At 65.3% G+C, this 22976-nt stretch carries 23 protein-coding genes, 1 tRNA gene and 1 riboswitch; of the genes, 18 read left to right on the forward strand and 6 right to left on the reverse strand.

Annotation, left to right across the window (positions count from 1 at the left end; genetic code table 11):
- Window positions 1–12: 12 nt before the first annotated feature.
- The 3 genes from NKJ90_RS19860 to NKJ90_RS19870 are packed head-to-tail and all read right to left on the reverse strand — an operon-like array spanning window position 13 to window position 1557.
- A complete protein-coding gene (locus NKJ90_RS19860; protein WP_023757134.1) occupies window positions 13–615 on the reverse strand; it encodes an NADH-quinone oxidoreductase subunit C in 603 nt (200 codons plus the stop codon).
- 4 nt (window positions 616–619) lie between these two features.
- Window positions 620–1201 (reverse strand): NuoB/complex I 20 kDa subunit family protein, encoded by a 582-nt coding sequence (locus tag NKJ90_RS19865; protein ID WP_023757133.1) that lies wholly within the window; start codon window positions 1199–1201, stop codon window positions 620–622.
- On the reverse strand, window positions 1192–1557 hold the full coding sequence (locus tag NKJ90_RS19870) for an NADH-quinone oxidoreductase subunit A (RefSeq protein ID WP_010910112.1): 366 nt from the start codon (window positions 1555–1557) through the stop codon (window positions 1192–1194). The genes NKJ90_RS19865 and NKJ90_RS19870 overlap by 10 nt, the downstream gene beginning before the upstream one ends.
- A 318-nt stretch (window positions 1558–1875) precedes the next feature.
- On the opposite strand from NKJ90_RS19870, the gene NKJ90_RS19875 reads away from it, so the two are divergent.
- From NKJ90_RS19875 to NKJ90_RS19910, 8 genes are all read left to right on the forward strand, one after another.
- Window positions 1876–3075: a winged helix-turn-helix domain-containing protein gene (locus NKJ90_RS19875; RefSeq protein WP_023757132.1), complete on the forward strand. Its 1200-nt coding sequence runs from the start codon at window positions 1876–1878 to the stop codon at window positions 3073–3075.
- 28 nt (window positions 3076–3103) lie between these two features.
- A riboswitch (cobalamin riboswitch) is annotated at window positions 3104–3308 on the forward strand.
- A gap of 39 nt (window positions 3309–3347) precedes the next feature.
- Window positions 3348–3782, forward strand: coding sequence for a DUF1636 family protein (locus tag NKJ90_RS19880; protein ID WP_023757131.1), 435 nt, complete (start codon window positions 3348–3350; stop codon window positions 3780–3782).
- Complete coding sequence (gene cobW / locus NKJ90_RS19885; protein WP_023757130.1) at window positions 3779–4816, forward strand: cobalamin biosynthesis protein CobW; 1038 nt, start codon at window positions 3779–3781, stop codon at window positions 4814–4816. The genes NKJ90_RS19880 and cobW overlap by 4 nt, the downstream gene beginning before the upstream one ends.
- Before the next feature lie 18 nt (window positions 4817–4834).
- The gene (locus tag NKJ90_RS19890; protein WP_023757129.1) at window positions 4835–8584 is read left to right on the forward strand and encodes a cobaltochelatase subunit CobN; all 3750 of its coding nucleotides are present in this window, start codon (window positions 4835–4837) and stop codon (window positions 8582–8584) included.
- Window positions 8581–10065: a precorrin-3B synthase gene (gene cobG, locus NKJ90_RS19895; RefSeq protein ID WP_023757128.1), complete on the forward strand. Its 1485-nt coding sequence runs from the start codon at window positions 8581–8583 to the stop codon at window positions 10063–10065. The genes NKJ90_RS19890 and cobG overlap by 4 nt, the downstream gene beginning before the upstream one ends.
- Window positions 10066–10067: 2 nt before the next feature.
- Window positions 10068–10700, forward strand: coding sequence for a precorrin-8X methylmutase (locus NKJ90_RS19900; protein WP_023757127.1), 633 nt, complete (start codon window positions 10068–10070; stop codon window positions 10698–10700).
- Window positions 10697–11455: a precorrin-2 C(20)-methyltransferase gene (locus NKJ90_RS19905; RefSeq protein WP_023757126.1), complete on the forward strand. Its 759-nt coding sequence runs from the start codon at window positions 10697–10699 to the stop codon at window positions 11453–11455. The genes NKJ90_RS19900 and NKJ90_RS19905 overlap by 4 nt, the downstream gene beginning before the upstream one ends.
- Window positions 11452–12216, forward strand: a complete 765-nt coding sequence (locus NKJ90_RS19910) for a precorrin-3B C(17)-methyltransferase (protein WP_023757125.1) — start codon at window positions 11452–11454, stop codon at window positions 12214–12216. The genes NKJ90_RS19905 and NKJ90_RS19910 overlap by 4 nt, the downstream gene beginning before the upstream one ends.
- On the opposite strand, the gene NKJ90_RS19915 is transcribed toward NKJ90_RS19910, so the two are convergent.
- The gene (locus NKJ90_RS19915; RefSeq protein ID WP_023757124.1) at window positions 12180–12956 is read right to left on the reverse strand and encodes a cobalt-precorrin-6A reductase; all 777 of its coding nucleotides are present in this window, start codon (window positions 12954–12956) and stop codon (window positions 12180–12182) included. The genes NKJ90_RS19910 and NKJ90_RS19915 overlap by 37 nt on opposite strands.
- Before the next feature lies 1 nt (window position 12957).
- Between NKJ90_RS19915 and NKJ90_RS19920 the strand changes: the two genes are divergently transcribed.
- The 8 genes from NKJ90_RS19920 to NKJ90_RS19955 all read left to right on the forward strand — a co-directional run bounded on the left by NKJ90_RS19920 (window position 12958) and on the right by NKJ90_RS19955 (window position 19649).
- A complete protein-coding gene (locus NKJ90_RS19920) occupies window positions 12958–14199 on the forward strand; it encodes a bifunctional cobalt-precorrin-7 (C(5))-methyltransferase/cobalt-precorrin-6B (C(15))-methyltransferase (RefSeq protein ID WP_023757123.1) in 1242 nt (413 codons plus the stop codon).
- A complete protein-coding gene (locus tag NKJ90_RS19925; RefSeq protein ID WP_023757122.1) occupies window positions 14196–14582 on the forward strand; it encodes a cobalamin biosynthesis protein in 387 nt (128 codons plus the stop codon). The genes NKJ90_RS19920 and NKJ90_RS19925 overlap by 4 nt, the downstream gene beginning before the upstream one ends.
- Entirely contained in the window at window positions 14579–15343 is a 765-nt protein-coding gene (cobM, locus tag NKJ90_RS19930; protein ID WP_023757121.1) for a precorrin-4 C(11)-methyltransferase, read from the forward strand. Before NKJ90_RS19925 ends, cobM begins: the two co-directional genes overlap by 4 nt.
- Entirely contained in the window at window positions 15340–16158 is an 819-nt protein-coding gene (cobA, locus tag NKJ90_RS19935) for a uroporphyrinogen-III C-methyltransferase (RefSeq protein ID WP_023757120.1), read from the forward strand. The genes cobM and cobA overlap by 4 nt, the downstream gene beginning before the upstream one ends.
- Complete coding sequence (locus NKJ90_RS19940) at window positions 16155–17468, forward strand: cobyrinic acid a,c-diamide synthase CobB (protein WP_023757119.1); 1314 nt, start codon at window positions 16155–16157, stop codon at window positions 17466–17468. The genes cobA and NKJ90_RS19940 overlap by 4 nt, the downstream gene beginning before the upstream one ends.
- 3 nt (window positions 17469–17471) lie before the next feature.
- Complete coding sequence (gene cobS / locus NKJ90_RS19945) at window positions 17472–18248, forward strand: adenosylcobinamide-GDP ribazoletransferase (protein WP_352486640.1); 777 nt, start codon at window positions 17472–17474, stop codon at window positions 18246–18248.
- 39 nt (window positions 18249–18287) lie between these two features.
- Window positions 18288–19298, forward strand: a complete 1011-nt coding sequence (gene cobT / locus NKJ90_RS19950; protein ID WP_352486641.1) for a nicotinate-nucleotide--dimethylbenzimidazole phosphoribosyltransferase — start codon at window positions 18288–18290, stop codon at window positions 19296–19298.
- A 63-nt stretch (window positions 19299–19361) separates the two neighbouring features.
- The gene (locus tag NKJ90_RS19955; RefSeq protein WP_023757116.1) at window positions 19362–19649 is read left to right on the forward strand and encodes a hypothetical protein; all 288 of its coding nucleotides are present in this window, start codon (window positions 19362–19364) and stop codon (window positions 19647–19649) included.
- Window positions 19650–19765: 116 nt separating this feature from the next.
- Here the strand turns inward: NKJ90_RS19955 and NKJ90_RS19960 are convergent.
- Window positions 19766–19841: transfer RNA gene (locus tag NKJ90_RS19960), tRNA-Lys, on the reverse strand.
- A 106-nt stretch (window positions 19842–19947) separates the two neighbouring features.
- Window positions 19948–20856, reverse strand: a complete 909-nt coding sequence (locus NKJ90_RS19965) for a PhzF family phenazine biosynthesis protein (RefSeq protein ID WP_023757115.1) — start codon at window positions 20854–20856, stop codon at window positions 19948–19950.
- A 101-nt stretch (window positions 20857–20957) separates the two neighbouring features.
- Here NKJ90_RS19965 and NKJ90_RS19970 point away from each other — a divergent pair, with 101 nt between their 5' ends.
- Both NKJ90_RS19970 and NKJ90_RS19975 read left to right on the forward strand, forming a co-directional pair.
- Window positions 20958–22250, forward strand: coding sequence for an efflux RND transporter periplasmic adaptor subunit (locus NKJ90_RS19970; RefSeq protein WP_023757114.1), 1293 nt, complete (start codon window positions 20958–20960; stop codon window positions 22248–22250).
- A 4-nt stretch (window positions 22251–22254) separates the two neighbouring features.
- Window positions 22255–22968 (forward strand): ABC transporter ATP-binding protein, encoded by a 714-nt coding sequence (locus NKJ90_RS19975; RefSeq protein WP_023757113.1) that lies wholly within the window; start codon window positions 22255–22257, stop codon window positions 22966–22968.
- Window positions 22969–22976 lie beyond the last annotated feature (8 nt).

Genomic DNA, 22976 nt, shown 5'->3' on the forward strand with positions numbered 1-22976 from the left:
ACTATTCGCCATTCACTGTTTCGCTTTTTCGTCCCCGGGAAGAACGTAATCCGTTCCCTCCCACGGGCTCAAAAAGTCAAAGTTCCTGAATTCCTGCTTCAGTTCCACAGGCTCGTAGATGACCCGCTTGGCCTCGTCGTCGTAACGCACCTCGACGAAACCGGTCAGCGGGAAATCCTTGCGCAGCGGATGGCCTTCGAAGCCGTAGTCGGTCAACAGGCGCCGCAGATCGGGATGGCCGGAGAACAGCACGCCGTAGAGATCGTAGGTCTCGCGCTCGAACCAGTCGGCACCGGGGAACACGCCGGTGATCGACGGCACCATGGTTTCCTCGTCGGCCTGCACCTTGACGCGGATGCGCACATTCTGCTTCGGCGACAGGAGATGATAGACGACGTCGAAGCGCTTGGCGCGTGACGGATAGTCCGCACCGCAGATGTCGATGATCGAGATGAACTGGCAGCGCGCATCGTCGCGCAGGAAGGTCATGACCTCGACCAGATCGCGCGGCTCGACGCGAATGGTAAGCTCGCCATAGGCGATATCAGCGTCATTCACGCGGTCGATCAGCTTCTCGCCGAGATAGGTCGACAGTTCGCTCAGGGATGCGGTCATGGATTTACCGTTCGATCGTGCCGGTGCGGCGGATCTTCTTCTGCAGCAGAAGAATGCCGTAAAGCAGCGCTTCGGCGCTCGGCGGGCAGCCGGGCACATAGATGTCGACCGGCACGATGCGGTCGCAGCCGCGCACCACCGAATAGGAATAGTGGTAGTAGCCGCCGCCATTGGCGCATGAGCCCATCGAGATGACGTAGCGCGGCTCCGGCATCTGGTCGTAGACCTTGCGCAACGCCGGCGCCATCTTGTTGGTCAGCGTGCCGGCGACGATCATGATGTCGGACTGGCGCGGAGACGCGCGCGGCGCGACGCCGAACCGCTCCGAGTCATAGCGCGGCATCGAGGTGTGGATCATCTCGACCGCGCAGCAGGCAAGACCAAAGGTCATGAACATCAGCGAACCGCTGCGCGCCCAGGTGATCAGCGCCTCTGTCGACGTAACGAGAAAGCCCTTGTCGGCCAGTTCGTTGTTGATCTCGAGGAAGAAGGGATCGTCTCCCCCTACCGGCCGGCCGGTATTGGGATCGAGGATACCTTTAGGCTTCGGCGCGACGAGGGTGCCTGAACTGTCGTTCAATCCCATTCCAGCGCTCCTTTTTTCCATTCATACGCAAAGCCGATGGTCAGCACCGCCAGAAACACCATCATCGACCAGAAGCCGAGCATTCCGATCTTCGAGAACGACACCGCCCACGGAAAAAGGAAGGCCACTTCCAGGTCGAAGATGATGAACAGGATCGACACCAGGTAGAATCGGATGTCGAACTTCATGCGGGCGTCGTCGAACGAGTTGAAACCGCACTCGTAGGCGGAAAGCTTTTCGGGATCGGGGTTGCGGTAAGCCACCAGGAAGGGTGCGGCCAGCAGCGCCAGGCCGACAACCAGCGCCACGCCGATGAACAGGACGATGGGCAGGTATGAGCTCAAGAGTGCGTTCATGCTCGGCTTTCCGTTGGCGCCAATCCACGTTGATTACAGCACCGGACCCTAATGCGGAAGCGTGACAGTTTAACCGCTGAACCGTTTTAAGGGCCTATGCTGCAACGCGGCGAGGGTTAGCGCAGCACTTCCAGCGAAGCAAGTCAAACCTTGTTCAAAACACTGACCTGGACGGCTTATCGCGGCAAACTGGTCCGATCCGCTCCTGTTTGATTTCCTTCGCCTTTTACTCCACTTTTCTCTCCTGACATGGTTGCCGCCAAAACCCTGCTAGCATTGTCCGGAATCACCCATCATCGCCCTCAGAGTGACGCCTGCATGAAGGAAAAGATCTCGCTCCCCATGGCCCGGCGCATCGCGCTTGCAGCCCAAGGTTTTCTCGATCCCCGCCCAACAGCTACGCCCGACCGCCGCCATTTTGCCCGCGTGCTGGCTCGAACCGGTCTGCTGCAGATCGATTCCGTCAGCGCGGTGGTGCGCGCTCATTATATGCCGCTCTATTCGCGCCTTGGCCCTTACCCTCTCGCCTTGCTCGACAATGCGGCCATGACGCGCAAGCGCACGGTCTTCGAATATTGGGCGCATGAGGCCTCTTTCCTGCCGGTCGAGACATACCCGCTGATGCGCTGGCGCATGCAACGGGCCGAGCGCGGCGACGAAATGTATCTGGGCCTCGCCAAATGGGGTCGCGAGCACGCCGCCTATGTCGAAGAGATCTACCACCAGGTCGTCGAGCGCGGCCCGACGGCCGCCTCCGCGCTCGAGGGCCAGAAGGGCTCGGGCGGCTGGTGGGGCTGGAGCCATGCCAAGCATGCCTTCGAATGGCTGTTCTGGGCCGGACGCATCACCACGGCGCACCGTCGCGGTTTCGAACGCTTCTATGACCTGCCGGAGCGTGTGCTGCCGCAGGCGATCCTCGATCTTCCGGTTCCGGCCGCCGAGGACGCGCACCGCGAATTGCTGCGCATTTCGGCCCGCGCCCACGGCATCGCGACATCAGGCGATTTGCGCGACTATTTCCGCCTCTCGCCGGCCGACATGAAAGGCCGGCTGGAGGAATTGGTTGAAACAGGCGAATTGCTGCCGGTGCGCGTCGAAGGCTGGGACAAGCCGGCCTATCTTCACAAGGATGCCCGTCTGCCGCGCAAGATCGAGGCCCGCGCCCTGTTGGCACCGTTCGATCCGGTCGTCTTCGAACGCTCGCGCACGGAGCGGCTGTTCGATTTCCACTACCGCATCGAAATCTACACGCCGGCCGACAAGCGGCAATACGGCTATTATGTCCTGCCGTTCCTGCTCGGCGACAGGATCGTCGCGCGCGTCGACCTCAAGGCCGACCGGCCGGCCAGTGCCCTGCGCGTCCATGCGGCCTATGCCGAGCCCGGCGCGCCGCCTGAAACCGCTGCTCAGCTCTTCGAGGAATTGAAGCAGATGCAGGGCTGGCTTGGCCTTGAGCGCATGGAAGTGACGCCCGCCGGTGACTTGGGTCCGGCGCTGGCCGCCATCGCCGTGTCGTAAGCCGCGTTGACACCGCCGCCTGCAAAAGCCTAAATCCGGTCCAGACGGTCTCCTCTCTTCAAAGGGAGGAGCTAAGAGGGAATGCGGTGCGGGACGAAATCCCAAATCCGCGGCTGTCCCCGCAACTGTAAGCGAAGAGCCAAGGCCGAAAGCCACTGGGGTGATCCCGGGAAGGCGGCTACCCAAGGCGATGACCCGCGAGCCAGGAGACCTGCCGTCTGCGACTATAGAATCCGATCGTCCGGCGGGTTTCCGGGCAAGGAGCACGATCTTTGGACCACGACAGCAGTTTTTCGGCTGGCACAGCGGATGTTTCGTCCGGCCATGATGATGCCTTGGCTGGCGTCACCGTGATCGTCTGCGCCTCCTGCCGCGATGAAACCGGCTCCGACGCCCATCCCCGCGCCGGCGAACTGCTGGCGGACGACACGCGCCGCGCCGCGACGGGCGACAACATTCGCATCAGCAGCGTTGAATGCCTCGGCAATTGCAAGCGGCGGCTCAGCGCCGCCATCCTGCGCGACGGCTGCTGGAGCTATGTCTTCGGCGACCTGACACCAACCAGCGGCGCCGATCTGGTCACTGGAGCCAAACTCTTCGCCACTTCGACGGACGGCCTGATCCCATGGCGCGGCCGCCCCGATAGCCTGAAGCGCGGCCTTGTTGCCCGCATCCCTCCCCTCGACCTGTTGAAGGACCTGAAATGACCGCTTCCGTCTCCCGCGTCCCCTGCACCGTCGTCACCGGCTTTCTCGGCGCCGGCAAGACGACGCTGGTCCGCCATCTCCTGGAAAACGCCGGCGGCAAGCGTATTGCCATCATCGTCAACGAGTTCGGCGACATCGGCATCGACGGCGAGATCCTGAAGGGCTGCGGCATCGACACCTGCCCCGAGGAAAACATCGTCGAACTGGCCAATGGCTGCATCTGCTGCACCGTCGCCGACGATTTCGTGCCGGCGCTCGACCAGATCCTCGCGCTGACTCCGAAGGTCGACCACATCCTGATCGAGACTTCCGGCCTCGCTTTGCCCAAGCCGCTGGTCCAGGCTTTCCAGTGGCCGAGCGTGAAAAGCCGCGTGACCGTTGATGGCGTCATCGCCGTGGTCGACGGGCCGGCATTGGCCGAGGGACGCGTCGCCAACGACATGGAGGCACTCCAGGCGCAGCGCGCCCAGGACGAGACGCTCGACCACGACGACCCGGTCGAGGAAGTGTTCGAGGACCAGATCGCTTGCGCCGACCTGATCATCCTGTCGAAAAGCGACCTGATGGACGCCACCGGCACCGCCCGCGCCAACGCCATCATCAACGAACACTCCGCCCGCGCGGTGAAGATCGTGCCGACGTCGCATGGCAAGGTGGATCCCTCCGTGCTGCTCGGCCTCGGTCTCGCGGTCGAGGACGATATCGAGAACCGCAAGTCCCATCACGACGGCGCCTTCGACCATGAGCATGACGACTTCGATACGTTCACCGTCGACATTGCCTCGATCGCCAATCCGGACGAATTGGCGAAACGCGTCGCCACGGCTGCCGAGGAAGAGAACGTGCTGCGTGTGAAAGGCTTCGTCGAGGTCGGCGGCAAGCCGATGCGGCTGCTGCTGCAGGCCGTCGGGCCGCGCGTCAACCACTACTATGACCGCGCCTGGACGGCGCAGGACGACCGCCGCTCGCGCCTCGTCGTGATCGGCCTCAAGGGGCTGAACCGCCCGGCTATCGAGCGTATACTCGCCGGCTGATTTCGGACACAGGTTGCGATGCACATCCTAACCACGACATCCGCCTCGCTCGACGACCTCGCCGAGCCGGTCGATCTGCGGCAGGCCCCGGCGGATATCGTGGCCCTGTCCTTCACCGACAGCGACCTCGCCGGACTGGCGGCAGCGTGGAAGGCTGACGCCGACCGCCTGCCCTCGATGCGGCTGGCGGCTCTGCGCGACTTGCGCCATCCCATGTCCGTCGACCTCTGGGTCGACAGCGTCGCCCGTCACGCCAAGATCATCCTCGTCCGCATCCTCGGCGGCTACGACTGGTGGCGCTACGGCTGCGACCAGCTTGCCTCGGCTGCCCGCGACCGCGGAATAAAGCTGGCGCTGCTGCCAGGCGAATGCCGCGACGAGGATCTGCGCCTGATCGAAGCCTCGACGCTGCCGCGCGAGGAACTCGACGGCTTGCTCGATTATTTTCGCGAGGGCGGCCCGGCGAATATGAGCGCGTTGGTGCGAAGGTTGGCGCGGCTGGCTGGGCAGGATGAGCCTGTCGTCGAGCCGGTCGCGGTCCCGAAGGCTGGGTTTTACGAGCCCGCACGCGGAGTTGTGGAGAAGCCGGACGCATCGAATGTTGGCGTTCCTTCACACCCCCCTCTGTCCTGCCGGACATCTCCCCCGCAAGGGGGGAGATCGGACTTCATCAAAGCCGGCGCTTCTCTCGCTTCATTGGAAACTGAGGCATCTACAACCTCGACAATTGGCGAAATCATCGATGACAAAGCAATCTCCCCCCTTGCGGGGGAGATGTCCGGCAGGACAGAGGGGGGTGTGACGGAACTCGACGTTGACAACGTCAACGCCCCAGTCGTGCCTATCTTGTTCTACCGTTCGATGCTGCTGGCCGCCGATGTCGCGCCCATCGACGCCCTGTTTGAGGCGCTCCGCCAGCGCGGCATCGCCCCGGTCCCCATCTTCGTCTCCAGCCTCAAGGATCCGGCATCCCTGGCGTTCGTGGAAACCGCGCTCCCCGCACTAAAACCCGCCGCCCTCATCACCGCTACCGCTTTCGCGTCCGGCGCGGAGCCCGGCATCGAAACCCTGTTCGACCGCGCCGGCGTGCCCGTCTTCCAGGTCATCGTCGCCACCACCCGACGCGACATCTGGCAGAACAACCAGCGCGGCCTCGCCCCCGCCGACCTTGCCATGCATGTCGTGCTGCCCGAGCTCGACGGCCGCATCCTCGCCGGCGCCATTTCCTTCAAGGGCGAAAGCGAGATCGATCCCGCGCTTGGCCATCGCGCCTTCGCCAACCGGCCTGAAGCGGATCGTGTGGCGCAAGTCGCGGACCGCGTCGCGGCCTTCATCCGCCTGCAGCAGACGCCACGCGCCGGGCGCAAGCTCGCCGTCCTGATCCCGGATTATCCGAGCGCCCCCGGCCGCACCGGCTACGCCGTCGGCCTCGACGTGCCGTCCAGCGTGTTGGCGATGCTGCATGACCTCAAAGAACAGGGCTATGGAGTTGACGGAATTCCGGAGACGCCGCGTGGGTTGCTAGGGCTTCTTGAAGGTAGCAAAGATGGGCTGGGGCTGGAGGATTATCTGGACTTCTCCAAGAGCCTGCCGGCTGCGGCTGTCGCTGCCATGGAGGCGGCTTGGGGGAAGGCAGAAGGCGAGACAGGTTGGTGTGAGGCACCCCCCTCTGTCCTGCCGGACATCTCCCCCGCAAGGGGGGAGATTGGCAGTGCCGTCGCCTGCACCTCTCCTCCAACGTTTGAGATTAGCGAAAGCGCAGATGACAGGTCAATCTCCCCCCTTGCGGGGGAGATGTCCGGCAGGACAGAGGGGGGTGCTCAGGCGCCTACCTTCGCCAAATTCCCCTTCCGTGCCGCCACCTTCGGCAACATTACCGTGGCACTCGCCCCCGACCGTGGCCGCTCGACCGACCGCCGCGCCGACTATCACGACCCGACGCTCCCGCCGCGCCATGCTCTGATCGCCTTCGGCTTGTGGCTGCGCAAATCGCTCGGCGTTCATGCGCTGGTCCATGTCGGCGCGCATGGCACGCTGGAATGGCTGCCGGGCAAGACGGTTGCCCTGTCGGAAAACTGCTTTCCCGAGATCGTCACCGGTCCCTTGCCCGTCATCTATCCGTTCATCGTCTCCAACCCCGGCGAAGCGGCACAGGCCAAGCGGCGCATTGCCGCCGTCACCCTTGGCCATCTGCCGCCGCCACTGACCGGTGCCGGGCTGGACGAGAATCAACATAAGCTCGAGCGGTTGGTCGACGAATATGCCCAGGCCGACGGGCTCGACCGCCGCCGCCGTGACCGCCTGGCCAAGCTGATCGTCGACGCCGCGCAGAAGACCGGCCTCGCCTCCGAAGCCGGCGTCGCAACGACCGACGCGCCCGACGAAGCGCTGCGCCGCATTGACGCCTGGCTCTGCGACCTCAAGGATTTCGCCATCAAGGACGGGCTGCACATCTACGGCCGCGCCCCCGAGGACGAGCCCGACGCCATGCGCCGCCAAAGTGCTGACGCGGAGAAGGCGGCATTGCTAGCGGCGCTCGATGGCCGCCACGTCAAGGCCGGTCCGGCCGGCGCGCCCGCGCGGGGACGCTCGGACGTCTTGCCCACCGGCCGCAACCTGTTCACGTCGGACCCGCGCACCATGCCGACGCCGACCGCCTATGATCTGGGCCGAGCGGCAGCGGAGGAGGTAGTACGCGGTTACATGCAATCGCATGGCGACTGGCCGCGCTCGCTGGTCATCGATCTCTGGGGCTCGGCTTCGCTGCGCACCGGCGGCGAGGAGATCGCGCAAGGGCTGGCGCTGATGGGCTGCCGGCCGCAATGGGACCCTGCGACCGGCCGTATCACCGGCATCGAAGTGCTGCCGCCGGCCACGCTTGGCCGCCCACGTGTCGACGTCACCTGGCGCATATCAGGCCTGTTTCGCGACATGTTCCCGACCCAGATCGCACTGATCGATGCCGCCGCCAACGCCGTTGCCGCGCGTGACGAGGAGGATTCGGAAAACCCGCTCGCGGCGAGGACCCGCGCCGATGGCAAGGTCAGCCCACGCATTTTCGGCACCTCGCCCGGCACCTATGGCGCCGGCGTCGAGGATCTTTTGTCCTCCGGCGATTGGGGAGTGCGCGAAGAGGTCGGCCGCGCCTATCTCGACGCGACCTCGCATGCCTATGGCGGCGCCGAGGGCGAAGGCATCTCGGCCCCTGGCGCCTTCGAGGGTCGCATCGCCGAAGCGGATCTTCTCGTCCACACCGGCGACGATCCAGGCCGCGACATTCTCGAAGGCTCCGCCGATGTCGCCTTCATCGGCGGCTTTTCGGCAGCCCTCGCAACGTTGGGCAGGAACGCCGACGTCATCGTGCTCGACACCACGGACCCGCAAAAACCGAAGCCGCGCTCGGTTGGCGAGGCGGTGGCCCGCGTCGTGCGCGCCCGCGCCGTCAATCCGCGCTTCATATCGGGCCAGATGCGCCACGGCCCGCGTGGCGCCTCCGAATTCGCCGAGACCGTCGACCGGCTGGTCGGCTTCGCCGAAACCACTCATGCCATATCGGGAACGCTGATCGAGGCCGTTCATGATGCGTATGTCGGCGATCCAGCCGTCCGCGCTTTCATCCTGCGCGAGAACCCCGCCGCCGCAAAAGTCATCGCCGAGCGCTTGCTGTCGGCGCGCCGGCGTGGCCTCTGGCATCCCTTGCGCAATTCCATAGACGACGATCTCACGGCCCTGATTGCCGAGGCGGAAGCGCTTGGGGTGGCGGCATGAACGCCTTCTCACGTCGTGGCGCCTGCCCAGCTCTGTCGGCACCTATGCAGACCGGCGACGGCTTGTTGGTGCGGCTCAACCCGGTCGCGGGAGGATTGTCGCCGAAGTTTTTGATCGGACTGGCCGAATCCGCATTGCGGCTTGGCAATGGCATCATGGAAGTTACCGCGCGCGGCAGCCTGCAGATACGCGGCCTGACGGCGGAAAGCGCAACCGTGCTGGCGGCGGAGGTCGATGCGCTGGGAATCGCGGTGCGCACCGGCGTGCCGGTCGAGACCGGGCCGTTGGCCGGCATCGATCCTCAGGAGATCGCCGATCCCCTGCCATTGGCGCAACGGATCAGGGCAGCGGTCGAAGAGGCCGGGCTGACGCAACGGCTCGGCCCGAAGATTTCGGTTGTCGTGGATGGCGGCGGACAACTGACGCTGAATGCGGTGACGGCCGACGTCAGGCTTGTTGCGATGCGGACCGATGCGGGAGTTCGCTGGCAGGTGTCTGTCGCGGGCGATGGGCAGAATGCGAAGCGGCTTGTCGCGGTGGAAGATGATACGGCACACGATATTGCTGTTGCCGTGCTCAGGATGGTTGCCGAGAAAGGCCGCGAGGCGCGCGCGAGGGATTTGTCGGAGAGGCAGTTGGCTTCTCTCGCAGGTTGGCATTCTATGGCGCCCCCCTCTGTCCTGCCGGACATCTCCCCCTCAAGGGGGGAGATTAGCAGCTTCGCTGTCCGCGCCCGCAGTTCAACATTGGTGATTGGCGAAAGCAAAGACGGGAGCGCGATCTCCCCCCTTGAGGGGGAGATGTCCGGCAGGACAGAGGGGGGCGCCGTAGAGCACTCTCGCCGGCCAATTGGCTTCTTCAACTTAAGCCACGCCATCGCCCTCGGCATCGGCCTCCCCTACGGCAGCATGCCAGCCGACAAGATCATCACCCTTGCCCAAAACGCCCTCACCCTCGGCACAACCGAAATCCGCCTCGCCCCCGGCCGCGCCCTGCTTCTCCTCGGCCAACCAACAGCCGCCAGCCAGCCCCTCCAAGACACCGCCGCCACCCTCGGCTTCGTTACTTCCCCCGCCGACCCGCGCACCCGCATTGCCGCTTGTCCTGGCACGCCGGCCTGCGCCTCCGGCCGGATCGCCACGCGCGACATCGCCGAGACGATCGCCGCCGAAAACGCCGACATTCTCGACTTCACACTGCATATTTCAGGCTGCGCCAAGGGCTGCGCCCACGCAGGCAAGGCAGCCCTCACTCTGGTCGGCGGCGAAAACGGAGCCGGACTTGTCGTGAACGCGACGGCAAAGGCTCTTCCTGCCGGCTACAGGCCGGGCTATGACGCCGCGCGCGGCATCAGCCGCGTCGCGGCAATGATCCGCAGCGCACGATATCAAGGCGAGACCGCCGCTGCTTGCCTGACAAGGCTCGGGCCGGCCGCTATCGCCGAGGCTTACCGACAGGCCCGAACTTACCAACAGGAATGAGCATGGCCGCCTACGACTATATCCATGACGGCACGGCGATATACGAGCGCTCCTTCGCGATCATCCGCGCCGAGGCTGATCTGTCGCGCTTCTCCGAAGCCGAGGCCGATGTCGCCGTCCGCATGATCCATGCCTGCGGCCAGGTCGAAGCATCAGGTCGTTTTGTGTTCTCCACGGATTTCGTTGCCGCCGCGCGCGCCGCTTTGGCGGCGGGCGCGCAGATTTTCTGCGACGCGGAAATGGTCTCGCATGGCGTTACCCGCGCCCGGTTGCCGGCCGGCAACGAGGTGATCTGCACCTTGCGTGACCCGCGCACGCCCGACATCGCCAAAGCGATCGGCAACACCCGTTCCGCCGCCGCGATCGACCTGTGGGGCGAGCGCATGGCGGGGTCAGTGGTCGCCATCGGCAATGCGCCGACCGCGCTGTTCTATTTGCTGGAAAAACTGCGCGACGGCGCGCCGAAGCCGGCGGCCATCATCGGCATGCCGGTCGGCTTCGTTGGTGCGGCCGAATCCAAGGATGCTTTGGCCGAGAATTCCTATGGCGTGCCATACGCCATTGTTCGCGGCAGGCTCGGCGGCAGCGCCGTGACCGCCGCGGCGGTCAATGCGTTGGCGAGGCCGGGCCTGTGAACGCACTCCCAAAAGGTCGTCTCGTTGGCGTCGGCACCGGTCCCGGCGACCCTGAGCTGCTGACGCTAAAGGCCGCGCGGGTCTTGGCCGAGGCGGATGTCGTGGCGTACTTCGCCAAGCGCGGCAACAACAGCAACGCACGCGCCATCGTCGAAGCGCAGTTCCGGCCCGAGATGACGGAATTGCCGCTGCTCTATCCCGTCACCATAGAGATCGACAAGGATCACGACGACTATCGGTCGCAGATCACGGCATTCTACGAGGACTCGGCCGAGAAGGTCGCCGAACACCTTCAGGCAGGCAGGATGGTTGCCGTGCTGTCAGAGGGCGACCCACTTTTCTACGGCTCATACATGCATCTGCATGTGCGGCTCGCCCATCGCTTTCCAACCGAGGTCATTCCTGGCGTCACCGCCATGTCCGGCTGCTGGTCGCAGACTGGTGTCCCGATCGTCCAGGGCGATGATGTGCTGACGGTTCTGCCGGGCACGATGAGCGAGTTCGAGCTGACACGCCGGCTGGCCGACACAGATGCCGCCGTCATCATGAAGGTCGGCCGCAACCTGCCCAAGATCAGGCGGGCTCTGGAAGCTACCGGCAAGCTGACGCGCGCCGTCTACGTGGAGCGCGGCACCATGGCTGGCAGTGTGTCCATGAAGCTTGCCGACAAGCAGGATGACAAGGCGCCCTACTTCGCCATCGTGCTGGTCGCCGGCTGGTCCGGCCGCCCCGGCGCCCTGGGAGGCAAAGCATGAGTGGCCGTCTCACCGTCATCGGCCTTGGCCCCGGCAATGCCGATCAGGTCACGCCGGAAGCCAGCCGCGCTGTCGCCGAGGCCAAATTCTTTTACGGCTACAAACCCTATCTCGACCGGCTGGAACTGCGCTCGGATCAGACCCGCGTCGCTTCCGACAATCGCGAGGAGCTCGCCCGCTCCAAGGATGCATTGGTCAAAGCCGCCGAGGGCCACGATGTTGCGGTCGTCTCCGGCGGCGATCCCGGTGTGTTCGCCATGGCGGCGGCCGTCTGCGAGGCGATCGAGGCTGGCCCGGCCGAATGGCGCGCGGTCGATGTCGCCGTCGTGCCCGGCATCACCGCCATGCTCGCGGTTGCCGCCCGTATCGGCGCCCCGCTCGGCCATGATTTCTGTGCCATCTCGCTGTCCGACAATCTGAAGCCGTGGGAGCTGATCGAGCTGCGCCTGCTGGCGGCGGCCGGTGCCGGCTTCGTCATCGCGCTCTACAACCCGATCAGCAAGGCGCGGCCCTGGCAGCTCGGCCGCGCCTTTGAATGCCTGACCGCGATCCTGCCCGGCACCACGCCAGTGATTTTCGGCCGCGCCGCCGGCCGCCCGGACGAGCGTATCGAGGTCTACCTGCTGGCCGATGTCGAAGCTGAAAAGGCCGACATGGCGACCTGCATCATCATCGGTTCGCCGGAAACCCGGATCATCAGGCGCGCGGAGAAGCCGGCGCTGGTCTACACGCCGCGTTCGGCAGCGGGCTCGACAAAATGATCGACCCCAAATTGATCAACAATGGCGGTCAGCGCTTCGACGGTTTCAGCCGAAGGGACATCCGGCAGATCAGGCCGTCGGACCATGACCACGTCGAGGCCAAGCGCCCGCGCCGCAGCGATCTTGCCGTATGTGGCCGCGCCGCCGCTGTTCTTGGACACGACGACTTCGATGCGATGCTTTTCGAGCAGCGCGCGCTCATCGGGCTCGCGAAACGGGCCACGGGCCAACAGATATTCGGCATCAGGCACGGCCAACGTGGGCTCGACCGGATCGACACTGCGAATGAGATAGTGGTGCTGGGGCGCGGCTTCGAAAACCGCAACCTCTTGCCGGCCGAGCGCAAGGAAGACACGGCGCGGCAACGGCCCAAGCGCCTGCGCGGCATCGCCAAACGTATCGACCAGCGTCCAACGGTCGCCTTCGACAGGCTCCCAGCCAGGGCGTCGCAGGGCAAGGATCGGCACGCCGGACGCGCGTGCGGCTTGCGCGGCATTGGCGGAGATCTGCGCCGCATAAGGATGCGTGGCGTCGATCATCAGGTCGACGCGCATCTCCCTGAGATAGGCGGCCAATCCATCGGCACCGCCAAAGCCTCCGGTTCGCACCGGCACGCCCTGTTCGACAGGGCTCTCGGTACGGCCAGCCAGCGACAGCGTGACCGAGGCACGCGCCGCCAGTTTTCCGGCCAGTTGCCGGGCTTCAGCGGTGCCGCCGAGGATCAGAATACGGTGGGTCATCATGCCTGCTGAGCGTCCGCACGGTGCCAGGGTCAACTCACGATGGCTCACCATCGTCGGTATCGGCGAGGACGGTTTAGCGGGTCTCGGCGACGAGGCCAAGCAGCGGATTGCGCAGGCGGAGATCATCTTCGGCGGCAAGCGGCACCTGGCGTTGGTCGCATCCTTCGCCAAGGGCGAAGCGCGCCCCTGGCCGGTTCCATTCGATGCCGAGATGGCCGACGTGCTGGCGCTTGCCGGCAAAAACGTCTGCGTGCTCGCCTCCGGCGACCCCTTCTTCCACGGCGTCGGCGCCACCCTCGCCCGCAAGGTCAAGCCCCAAGAGATGCATGTCATTCCCGCCCCGTCGGCCGTTTCACTGGCGGCCGCCAGGCTTGGCTGGGCGCTGCAGGACATCGAGACCGTGTCGCTGCATGGCCGACCGATCGACCTGATCCGGCCGCTGCTGCAGCCGGACGCCCGCATCCTGGCGCTGACCTCGGATGCCGAAGCCCCTGCGGCAATCGCTCGCCTGCTCACCGAACTCGACTTCGGTGCCTCGCCGCTGACTGTCCTGGAGGCGCTGGGCGGGCCAAACGAGAATTGGCGCACGGCCCGCGCCGACGCCTTCGACCTCGAAAACATCAATCCACTCAACGTGCTGGCTATCGAGATTGATCCTAGCCCGCAAGCGCGCGTGCTGCCGCTCACATCAGGCCTTGCCGATCATCTGTTCGACCATGACGGCCAGATCACCAAGCGCGAAATCCGTGCCGTCACCCTGTCGGCTCTGGCGCCGAGGCGTAGCGAATTGCTGTGGGACATCGGCGCCGGCTCCGGTTCCATCGGCATCGAATGGATGCTGGCCCACCCCTCGATGCGCGCCATCGCCATCGAGGCCGACCCGATCCGCGCCGCCCGCATCGGCCGCAACGCGACCGCCTGTGGCGTTCCCGGCCTTGTCGTGGTGGAAGGCAGCGCGCCCAAGGCGCTTGCCAGGCTGGAGACACCTGACGCGATCTTCATCGGCGGTGGCGGCAGCGACACCGGCGTCTTGAACGCCGCCATCAAGGCCTTGCGCGCCGGCGGCCGCCTCGTTGCCAATGCGGTGACGCTGGAGATGGAAGCCCTGCTTCTTGCCCAGCATACAAAGCTCGGCGGCGACCTTACCCGGATCGCCATATCCCGCGCTTCGCCCGTCGGATCGATGCAGGCATGGCGGCCGGCCATGCCGGTCACCCAATGGAGTTGGGTGAAGCCATGATGGTCGCGGGCATCGGCAGCCGAAAAGGTGTACGCGTCGAGGACGTGCTTGCCGCGATAGAAACCGCCCTGGAAGCGCATGGGCTGGCGATGACGGCTCTTTCGGCGCTGGCGACTGCCACGCTGAAGAAGGATGAAGAAGCCATCCCTGCCGCTGGCCGCGCGCTGCGTCTTCCAGTCATCGTCGTCGATGACTCAGCGCTCCAGGCCGCCTCGCCGGAAACGCTCAGCCATTCCGACCTCTCGCAGGATCTGGCCGGCACGCCATCGGTTTCCGAGGCATCCGCCCTTGCCGTCGCCGGCAAAGGCGCCAGACTGCTTGGCCCCCGCACGGTGCTCGGCCCGGTCACTTGCGCCATCGCCATCAGCGGAGACGCGCCATGACCGTTCATTTCATCGGTGCCGGCCCGGGCGCCGCCGACCTCATCACACTGCGTGGCGCAAGGCTTCTGGCCAGATGCCCGGTCTGCCTCCATGCCGGTTCAATCGTGGCGCCCGAGCTTTTGCAGCACTGCGCGCCGGGGACAAAACTGATCGACACCGCGCCGATGTCGCTTGATGAGATCGAGGCCGCATTTCTGGACGCCCATAATACCGGCCATGATGTCGCCCGCCTGCATTCCGGCGACCTGTCGGTGTGGAGCGCCGTTGCCGAGCAGATCCGCCGGCTGGAAAAGCATGGCATCCCCTACACGCTGACACCGGGCGTCCCCTCCTTCGCCGCCGCTGCCGCAGCACTTCGCCGCGAACTGACCATTCCCGAAGTTGCGCAAAGCCTGGTGCTGACTCGCGTCTCCGGCCGCGCCTCAAAAATGCCGCCCGGCGAGACGCTGGCGGGCTTCGGCCGCACCGGCGCCACGCTCGCCATTCATCTGGCTATCCACGCCATCGACCGCGTCGTCGCGGAGCTGACGCCGCATTATGGCGGCGACTGCCCGGTAGCGATCGTCTTCCGCGCCTCCTGGCCGGACGAACGCGTGCTGACCGCCACGCTGGCGACCATCGAAGCGCAGCTCGCCGCCGACCCAATGGAGCGTACGGCAATCATCTTCGTCGGCCGTTCGCTGGCAGCGGAAGGTTTTGGCGAAAGTTCATTGTACGACGCGCACTATCAGCGGCGTTTTCGCGGGCGGGACGGATTGTGAGCGGCAGCACCAAAGATACCGGCGAGAATGCCACGCTCGAAAAAGCCTTGTCGCGGCTGAATTTCAAACCGCGCCGGCTCGAGCCAGGCCATGTCTGGCTGGCCGGGGCCGGTCCCGGCGACCCTGGCTGCCTGACGCTGGAAGTGCTGGCGGCGTTGGCCGAGGCGGATGCCCTGGTCTACGACGCGCTGGTCTCACCAGATGTCGTCGCCGTTGCCGAAAATGCCGAGCTTTTCTTTGCCGGCAAGCGCGGCGGCAAGCCGTCGATGAAACAGGACGACATCACCGCCCTCTTGGTGCGGCTGGCGCGCGCTGGCCGTCGCGTCGTCAGGCTGAAGGGCGGCGATCCCTATATTTTCGGCCGTGGCGGCGAAGAGGCTCTGGCGCTCGCGCGGGAAGCTATCCCGTTTCGCGTCCTGCCCGGCCTGACCTCGGGGCTCAGCGCGCTGGCCGCCACCGGCATCCCGGCCACCATGCGCGGCATCAACAAGGCCGTGATCCTGGCCACCGGCCATGCCGCCGGCACCGATGACGATCTCGACTGGGCGGCAATCGCCCGCACCGGCCAGCCTGTCGTCGTCTATATGGGCATGGCCAATCTGCCGCTGATCGCCGCGGCGCTGCTCGATGGCGGGCTGGCGCCGTCGACGCCGGCGGCGGTGATCGTCGCCGCAACGACACCGCAGGAGCGGACGGTCGTCGCCACGCTGGCCACCATTGCCGAGGAAGCCGCTGCCGCCGGCCTTGCCTCGCCGGCGCTGATCGTCGTCGGCGGCATCGTCGCCATGCGCGCGGCACTGGCGGGGAACGCATGACGGCTCGCGCCATCATCATCGGCGCGCCGCGCTCGGGCTCTGGCAAGACCAGCGTCACCATCGGCATCCTGCGCGCGCTCACCCGGCGCGGGCTGAAGGTGCGGGGCGCCAAATCCGGTCCCGACTATATCGACCCAGGCTTCCACACCGCAGCCACCGGGCTTTCCGGCGTCAATCTCGACAGCTGGGCGATGCCGCCGTCGCTGCTCAACGCATTGGCAGCGCAGGCAGCCGACGACACCGATTTCGTCATCCTCGAAAGCGCCATGGGACTGTTCGACGGCATTCCGGCTTCGCAGGGGCGCAGCGGTTCGGCAGCCGACCTGGCGCGGCTCTACGGCCTGCCGGTGCTGCTGGTGCTCGATGTGTCCGGCCAGTCGACCACCGCGGCCGCCGTCGCCAAGGGCTTTGCCACCTATGATGCGGACGTGCGCATGGCCGGCGTCGTGCTCAACCGGCTGGGCAGCGAGCGGCACCGCCGGCTGTCCGGCGATGCCATCGAGGCGATCGGCCTGCCGGTCGTCGGCGCTATCCTGCGCGATCCGACCCTCAACCTGCCTGAGCGCCATCTCGGTCTTGTGCAGGCCGGTGAATATGACGACCTGATGGCACATCTCGACCGGCTTGCCGACATGGCGGAAAAATCGCTCGACCTCGACGCCATTATGGCCCTGGCGACACCCCTTACCCCGGCGCCCGGCGGCTTCGCCGACGCGCTGGCACCGCCCGGTCAACGCATTGCGCTGGCCGAAGATGCCGCCTTCACCTTCCTCTATCCGCATGTCGCCGCCTACTGGCGCAAGTCGGGTGCCGAAATCGTCCCGTTCTCTCCGCTCGCCGACGAGGCACCCGATGAAGATTGCGACGTCTGCTGGCTGCCCGGCGGCTATCCCGAGCTTCACGCCGGCCGGCTCGTAGCCGCCGCAAATTTCCGCGCCGGAATGGCAAGATTCGCCGCGACGAAGCCCATCCATGGCGAGTGCGGCGGCTTCATGGTGCTTGGCGAAGCGCTCGAGGCCGCCTCCGGCGAAACGCATGCGATGCTTGGCCTGCTCGGCCATTCCACCAGCTTTGCCAAGCGCAAGATGAACCTCGGCTACCGCGAGGCCCGGTTGCGTGCCGATTGTCCGCTGGGCTCAGCTGGCGCGCTGATCCGCGGCCACGAATTCCACTATGCGCAAATGACCGCCATCGGTAATGACGAGCCGTTGGCCGACCTTGCCGACGGCCAGGGCAATCCGATCGGCGCCTCGGGCTATCGGCGGGGCCATGTCAGCGGTACCTTCTTCCACGCCATAGCGAAGGGCTAGAGCATGAGGCTCCGAAACATCAGTCTGTCGCCTCGGCAGGTCCTCGACGACATCGCGCTTTGCCTGGTCTTCTTCACCCGTCTGCCGCTGCCCGTGTTCGATTTTCGCGGCCGCAGCCTTGCCGCAGCGATCTGGGCCGCACCGGTCACCGGCCTCGTCGTCGGCCTGATCGGCGCCATCGTCTTTGCCACGGCGGAACGGTTTGGCCTTGCCATAGCTCCGGCGGCCGCCCTTGCCCTTGCGGCTACCCTGCTCACCACCGGCTGCCTGCATGAGGACGGGCTGTCCGATGTTGCCGACGGCTTTGGCGGCGGCAAGTCGCGCGGCAAAAAACTCGAGATCATGCGCGACAGCCGCATCGGCGCCTATGGTGCTGCGGCGCTGGCTCTGTCGCTGCTGATCCGCTGGAGCGTCCTTTCGCAACTCGTCGACCCCACACAGGCGCTCTTCGCCCTCGTGGCCGCACACGCGGCCTCGCGCGGTCTGCTCGGCGCCTTCATGCATTTCTTGCCGCCGGCCCGGGCCGATGGCCTGTCGGCCGACGCCGGCGCCGTCTCGCGGGAAGCCGCCATGGCCGGCGCCGTGGTCGGTGCGATCCCGCTGCTCCTGCTCGGGCTGGGAGGCGCCGTTTTTGCGCTCATCCTGCTCGGCCTTTTGTTTGCCGCGTTCTGCGCCCTTTGCCTCAACCAGATCGGTGGCCAGACCGGCGACACGATCGGTGCCTTGCAGCAGGCGAGCGAAATCGCGGTGCTTCTCGTCGCTTCAGTAGCCCTTTCCTGATTCCCTTTGACCTGATTCTCTTTTGGAGACTTTGCCCCCATGCCCTTCAAATCACTCGATGGACTGCGCGCCGCTTGCCTCGAGCTGCCGGCTGGCAGCGACGCCGCGGCCAATGCCGTTGCGCGCCGCCAGGACACCCTGACCAAGCCGCAAGGCAGCCTCGGCCGGCTGGAGACGATCGCTGCATGGCTGGCGCGCTGGCAGAGCCGCGACATGCCAAAACTCGATCGCGTCAAGGTTTTCGTCTTCGCCGGCAACCATGGCGTCACCGCGCAAGGCGTGTCGGCCTATCCTTCCGAGGTCACCGTGCAGATGGTGGCGAACTTCGCCGGTGGCGGTGCCGCCATCAACCAGCTCGCCCGCATGGCTGGCGCCGAACTCGACGTCATTCCGCTCGATCTCGACCAGCCGACCGGCGACTTCACTCAAATGCCGGCGATGGATGAGAAAGCCTTCCTCGCCGCCGTGTCGGCCGGCTACGACGCGATGACCAAAGACCTCGACCTCGTCTGCTTCGGCGAAATGGGCATCGGCAACACCACGCCGGCCGCCGCCATTTCAGCCGCGCTGTTCGGCGGTGGTGCTGAAAAATGGACCGGGCGCGGTACCGGCGTCGACGACGCCGGCCTGAGGCGCAAGGTGGTCGCCATCGAAACCGGCCTGAAGCGCCACGCCGATTCTCTTTCCGACCCACTAAACGTCGCAGCCAATCTTGGCGGACGCGAACTCGCCGCCATTTTCGGCGCCACGCTGGCCGCCCGCCATCTGGGCATACCCGTGCTGCTCGACGGCTTCGTCTGCACCGCCGCCGCGGCCCCACTGGCAAAGCTGCATCCGACGGGGCTCGCCCACACGATCGCCGCGCACGTTTCGGCTGAATCGGGCCATCGTGGCCTGCTCGAAGCGCTCGGCCTGCCGCCGCTGCTCGACCTTGGCATGCGGCTCGGCGAAGGCTCCGGCGCGTGTCTGGCCGTCAACATCGTCCGTTCAGCGCTGGAGTGCCATACCCATATGGCGAGCTTTGCCGAGGCGGGTGTTTCGGAGAAGTAATCGTCGATTTCCCTGCTCAAGGCATACAAGCCAAGGGAACAGTAGTGTCGCCGGCGTCTTCCAATGGCCGGGATTCTCAAATATATCTTGCGGATGAAGAAACTTCATCCTGCCGCAGCTGCAGTGTTTATCGCCGGGGCGGTCGCCGCTGTACTCCGTCACAGCAGCTATTCAAGTCATGGCCCGATCGATACCGGCATTTTCGTTGTCTTCCTGGTCTTCTTCTGGTGGCTCATCAGCGATTTCTCAGGCGGGGAAGGTGGAGCTGATGTCAACGAAACTGCAAGCGCGAAAGAAAGTATTGCATTTCGATTCGGCAGGTTTCTGAGCCGCATTTCTCGACGCGGTTAGATCAGATCGCTTGAGGCCCACCATTGCTGGTTAAATATCGGGGCCAGACCATTGGCCCGAGACACGGTCAAACGCGTCTCGCTTTCAGGGTCTTTCCACCAATTTTTCGAAGAATTTGGTGGGTGCGCACAGGATTGAACTGTGGACCCGCTGATTAAGAGTCAGCTGCTCTACCAACTGAGCTACGCACCCACTCGGCCGGCAAAAACCGGCGTTGGCGGGCATATAGCCGCCACCATCGGTCATGTCCAGCCCTGCCGGAGTCATTTCCCGACAAATCGCTTTCAGCCCATCGCGATCAAACGAACAGCTTGCCCTCCGCCACCTTCACGGCATTGCCGCCGATGCGTGCGGAGGCCAGTTTTCCGCCTTCCACGTTCAATTCGAGGCGAATTCGCGATGGCCTGCCCATCTCCAGCCCCTGCTCGATCCACAGCTGCCAAATGCCGTCGGTCGGCGCGTCGAAATGCATGATGGCGCCGGCAAAAGCCGCTGCCGCCGAACCCGTCGCCGGATCTTCATACGATGGCGTGCCGGGCACGATCATGCGCACATGGAAGGCGCTTTCGTGGTTCACCGTCTCGCGGCAATAGACATACGGGCTGGCGAAGGCCCAATCGCTCTTGCGCGGCGCCAGTTCCGACCAGGCCTGGTTGTCCAGCCGGATTCGCCCCGCCGCCTCGAGATTGGCAACCGGAATGGTGACGTAAGGCACGCCCGCCGACCAGAACGCGACGCGATGATTCTCGAAGCCGATTTCGTGCGGCGTCAGGCCAAGGGCCGCACCGATAGCCTCCGGATCGGCCTCCAGCTTCAGCGGCTCCGGCAGCTTCGCCAGATCGAACTCGGCAAACGTCGCTCCATCATGCTTGCTGACTGCACAACGCACCGGGCCGATGTTTTCCTCCAGCACGAAGATGCCAGCGCCGCCCTCTTCCGCCAGTTCGGCCAGCGCTATCGCCGAACCCACTGTTGGGTGGCCAGCGAACGGCATTTCATAGTCGGGCGTGAAGATACGGATACGGTTTTTATGCTTGGGATTGTTCGGCGGCAGCACGAAAACCGATTCCGACAGGTTGAATTCGCGGGCGATTGCCTGCATCGCGGCCGTGTCCAATCCCTTGCTGTCCAGCACGACGGCCAAAGGATTGCCGGCCAGTCGCTCCGTCGTAAACACATCGTAAAGCAAGTAATTCCGGGTTTTCATTCCTGCCTCAATCCAAACATGGGCGAAATTTAATTTGATATTCGAACCATCAAGCCTGATCTGTGCACAGATCGGGACATTGCGCATTATAGGGGTCCAGCGTGGACCAGATTGTCAATCTGCCAAAGACGGAATCGGATACCACCATCGAGACGGCGCTCGGGCTGGACAAGCAAGGTTTGCGCAAGTCGCGCCGGCGCGGCTGGCTCTATGCCCTGCTGGCGCTGATCGTGCTCGCCGGCGGGCTTGGCGCCTATCAGTGGTATGCCGGCACGCCGGCCAGGATCGATTACACCACGGTGCCCGCCGCCAAGGCCGACCTCACCGTCGCGGTGTCGGCGACCGGCACGCTGCAGCCGCTCACCCAGGTCGACATTTCCAGCCAGCTCTCCGGCATCATCCGTTCGGTGTCTGTCGAGGAGAACCAGCGGGTCAGGAAGGGCGACGTGCTGGCAGCGCTCGACACCGCCAAGCTGCAGGTCCAGATCGAACGGGCTGAGGCCTCCGCCAAGGGTGCGGCGGCCAATGTCGAGGACGCCACGGTAACGCTCGCCGAAAACGAAAAGGCGCTTGTCCGCGCGGCGGCTTTGACCAAGCGCGGCATGGCGACCGACCAGTCGCTCGAAGCTGCGACCGCGACGCGCGACCGTTCCAAGGCGGCACTCGACAGCGCCACCGCCAATCTCGCCATCGCCAATGCCGATCTGAAATCGCAGCAGACCGACCTTGCCAACAGCACGATCTATGCGCCGATCGACGGCATCGTGCTGACGCGCTCGGTCGATCCCGGCCAGACGGTCGCCTCCTCCCTGCAGGCGCCGGTGTTGTTCATCATCGCCGCCGATCTCAGGAACATGGAACTGGTGGCTGCGGTCGACGAGGCAGACATCGGCGCGGTCAAGACAGGCCAGCATGCCCGTTTCACCGTCGATGCCTTTCCGGATCGGCCATTCGATGCCGAGATCCGCGACATTTCCTATGCCTCGGTGACCACCGACGGCGTCGTCACCTACAACGCGCGGCTGGAAGTCGACAACGACGAGTTGTTGCTGCGACCCGGCATGACCGCCACCGTTTCGGTCGTCACCAAACAGGCCAAGGGCGTGCTCACCGTGCCGGCCACGGCCTTTCGCTATCGGCCCACGGCGCCTGCCGCCCGCACGTGGAACCTGAGCGATCTGTTTACCGGCCGCATGGGTCGCCCCGGCGGCAATCGCCAGAGCCAAGCCCCGACGCCGCCCACCGACGGCTCGCGCACGCTCTACGTGCTGGAGAATGGGCGTCCGCGCCCGGTCAACGTCAAGATCGGCTCCACCGACGGCGAACTGACCGAGATCATTTCGGGCCTGGACGAAGGCGCTCAAGTCATCACAGCGTCGCAGCAGCGGAGCTGACACCGTGGCCGCGGGCGCGACCCTCATCACCTTCGACAAGGTCTGGAAAAGCTATGGCCAGGGCGAGGCCAGGGTGCATGCGCTGGCCGGCGTCGACCTTGCCATCCGCCGCGGTGAATTCGTCGCCATCATGGGGCCGTCCGGCTCCGGCAAGTCGACTGCGATGAACATCATCGGCTGCCTCGACACGCCGACGGCCGGAACCTATTCCTTCATGGCCATCGACGCCGGGCGGCTCGACCGCAACCGCCGCGCCATGCTGCGCAACCTCTATGTCGGCTTCGTCTTCCAGGGCTACAACCTGCTGGCCCGCACCACGGCGACGGAAAATGTCGAACTGCCGCTGATCTATCGCGGCGTCGCCGCCCGCGAACGCCGCGACCTTGCCATGCAGGCGTTGGCAGAGGTCGGCCTTGTCGGCCGCGAGCACCACACGCCGGCGGAACTCTCCGGTGGCCAGCAGCAGCGCGTGGCGATCGCCCGCGCCATCGTCACCCGCCCGACGCTGCTCGTCGCCGACGAGCCGACCGGCAATCTCGACACCGCACGTACGCACGAGATCATGGAATTGCTGACCCGGCTGAACAAGGAGCTTGGCCTGACCATCGCCATGGTCACCCACGAGGCCGACGTCGCCGGCTATGCCGAACGCACAATTCGCTTCCTCGACGGGCATGTCGCCTCCGACACCATGAAGATCGAGGTGGCACAACCATGATCTGGGAA

The organism is Mesorhizobium sp. M0051 (assembly GCF_040323235.1).
Classification (GTDB): domain Bacteria; phylum Pseudomonadota; class Alphaproteobacteria; order Rhizobiales; family Rhizobiaceae; genus Mesorhizobium.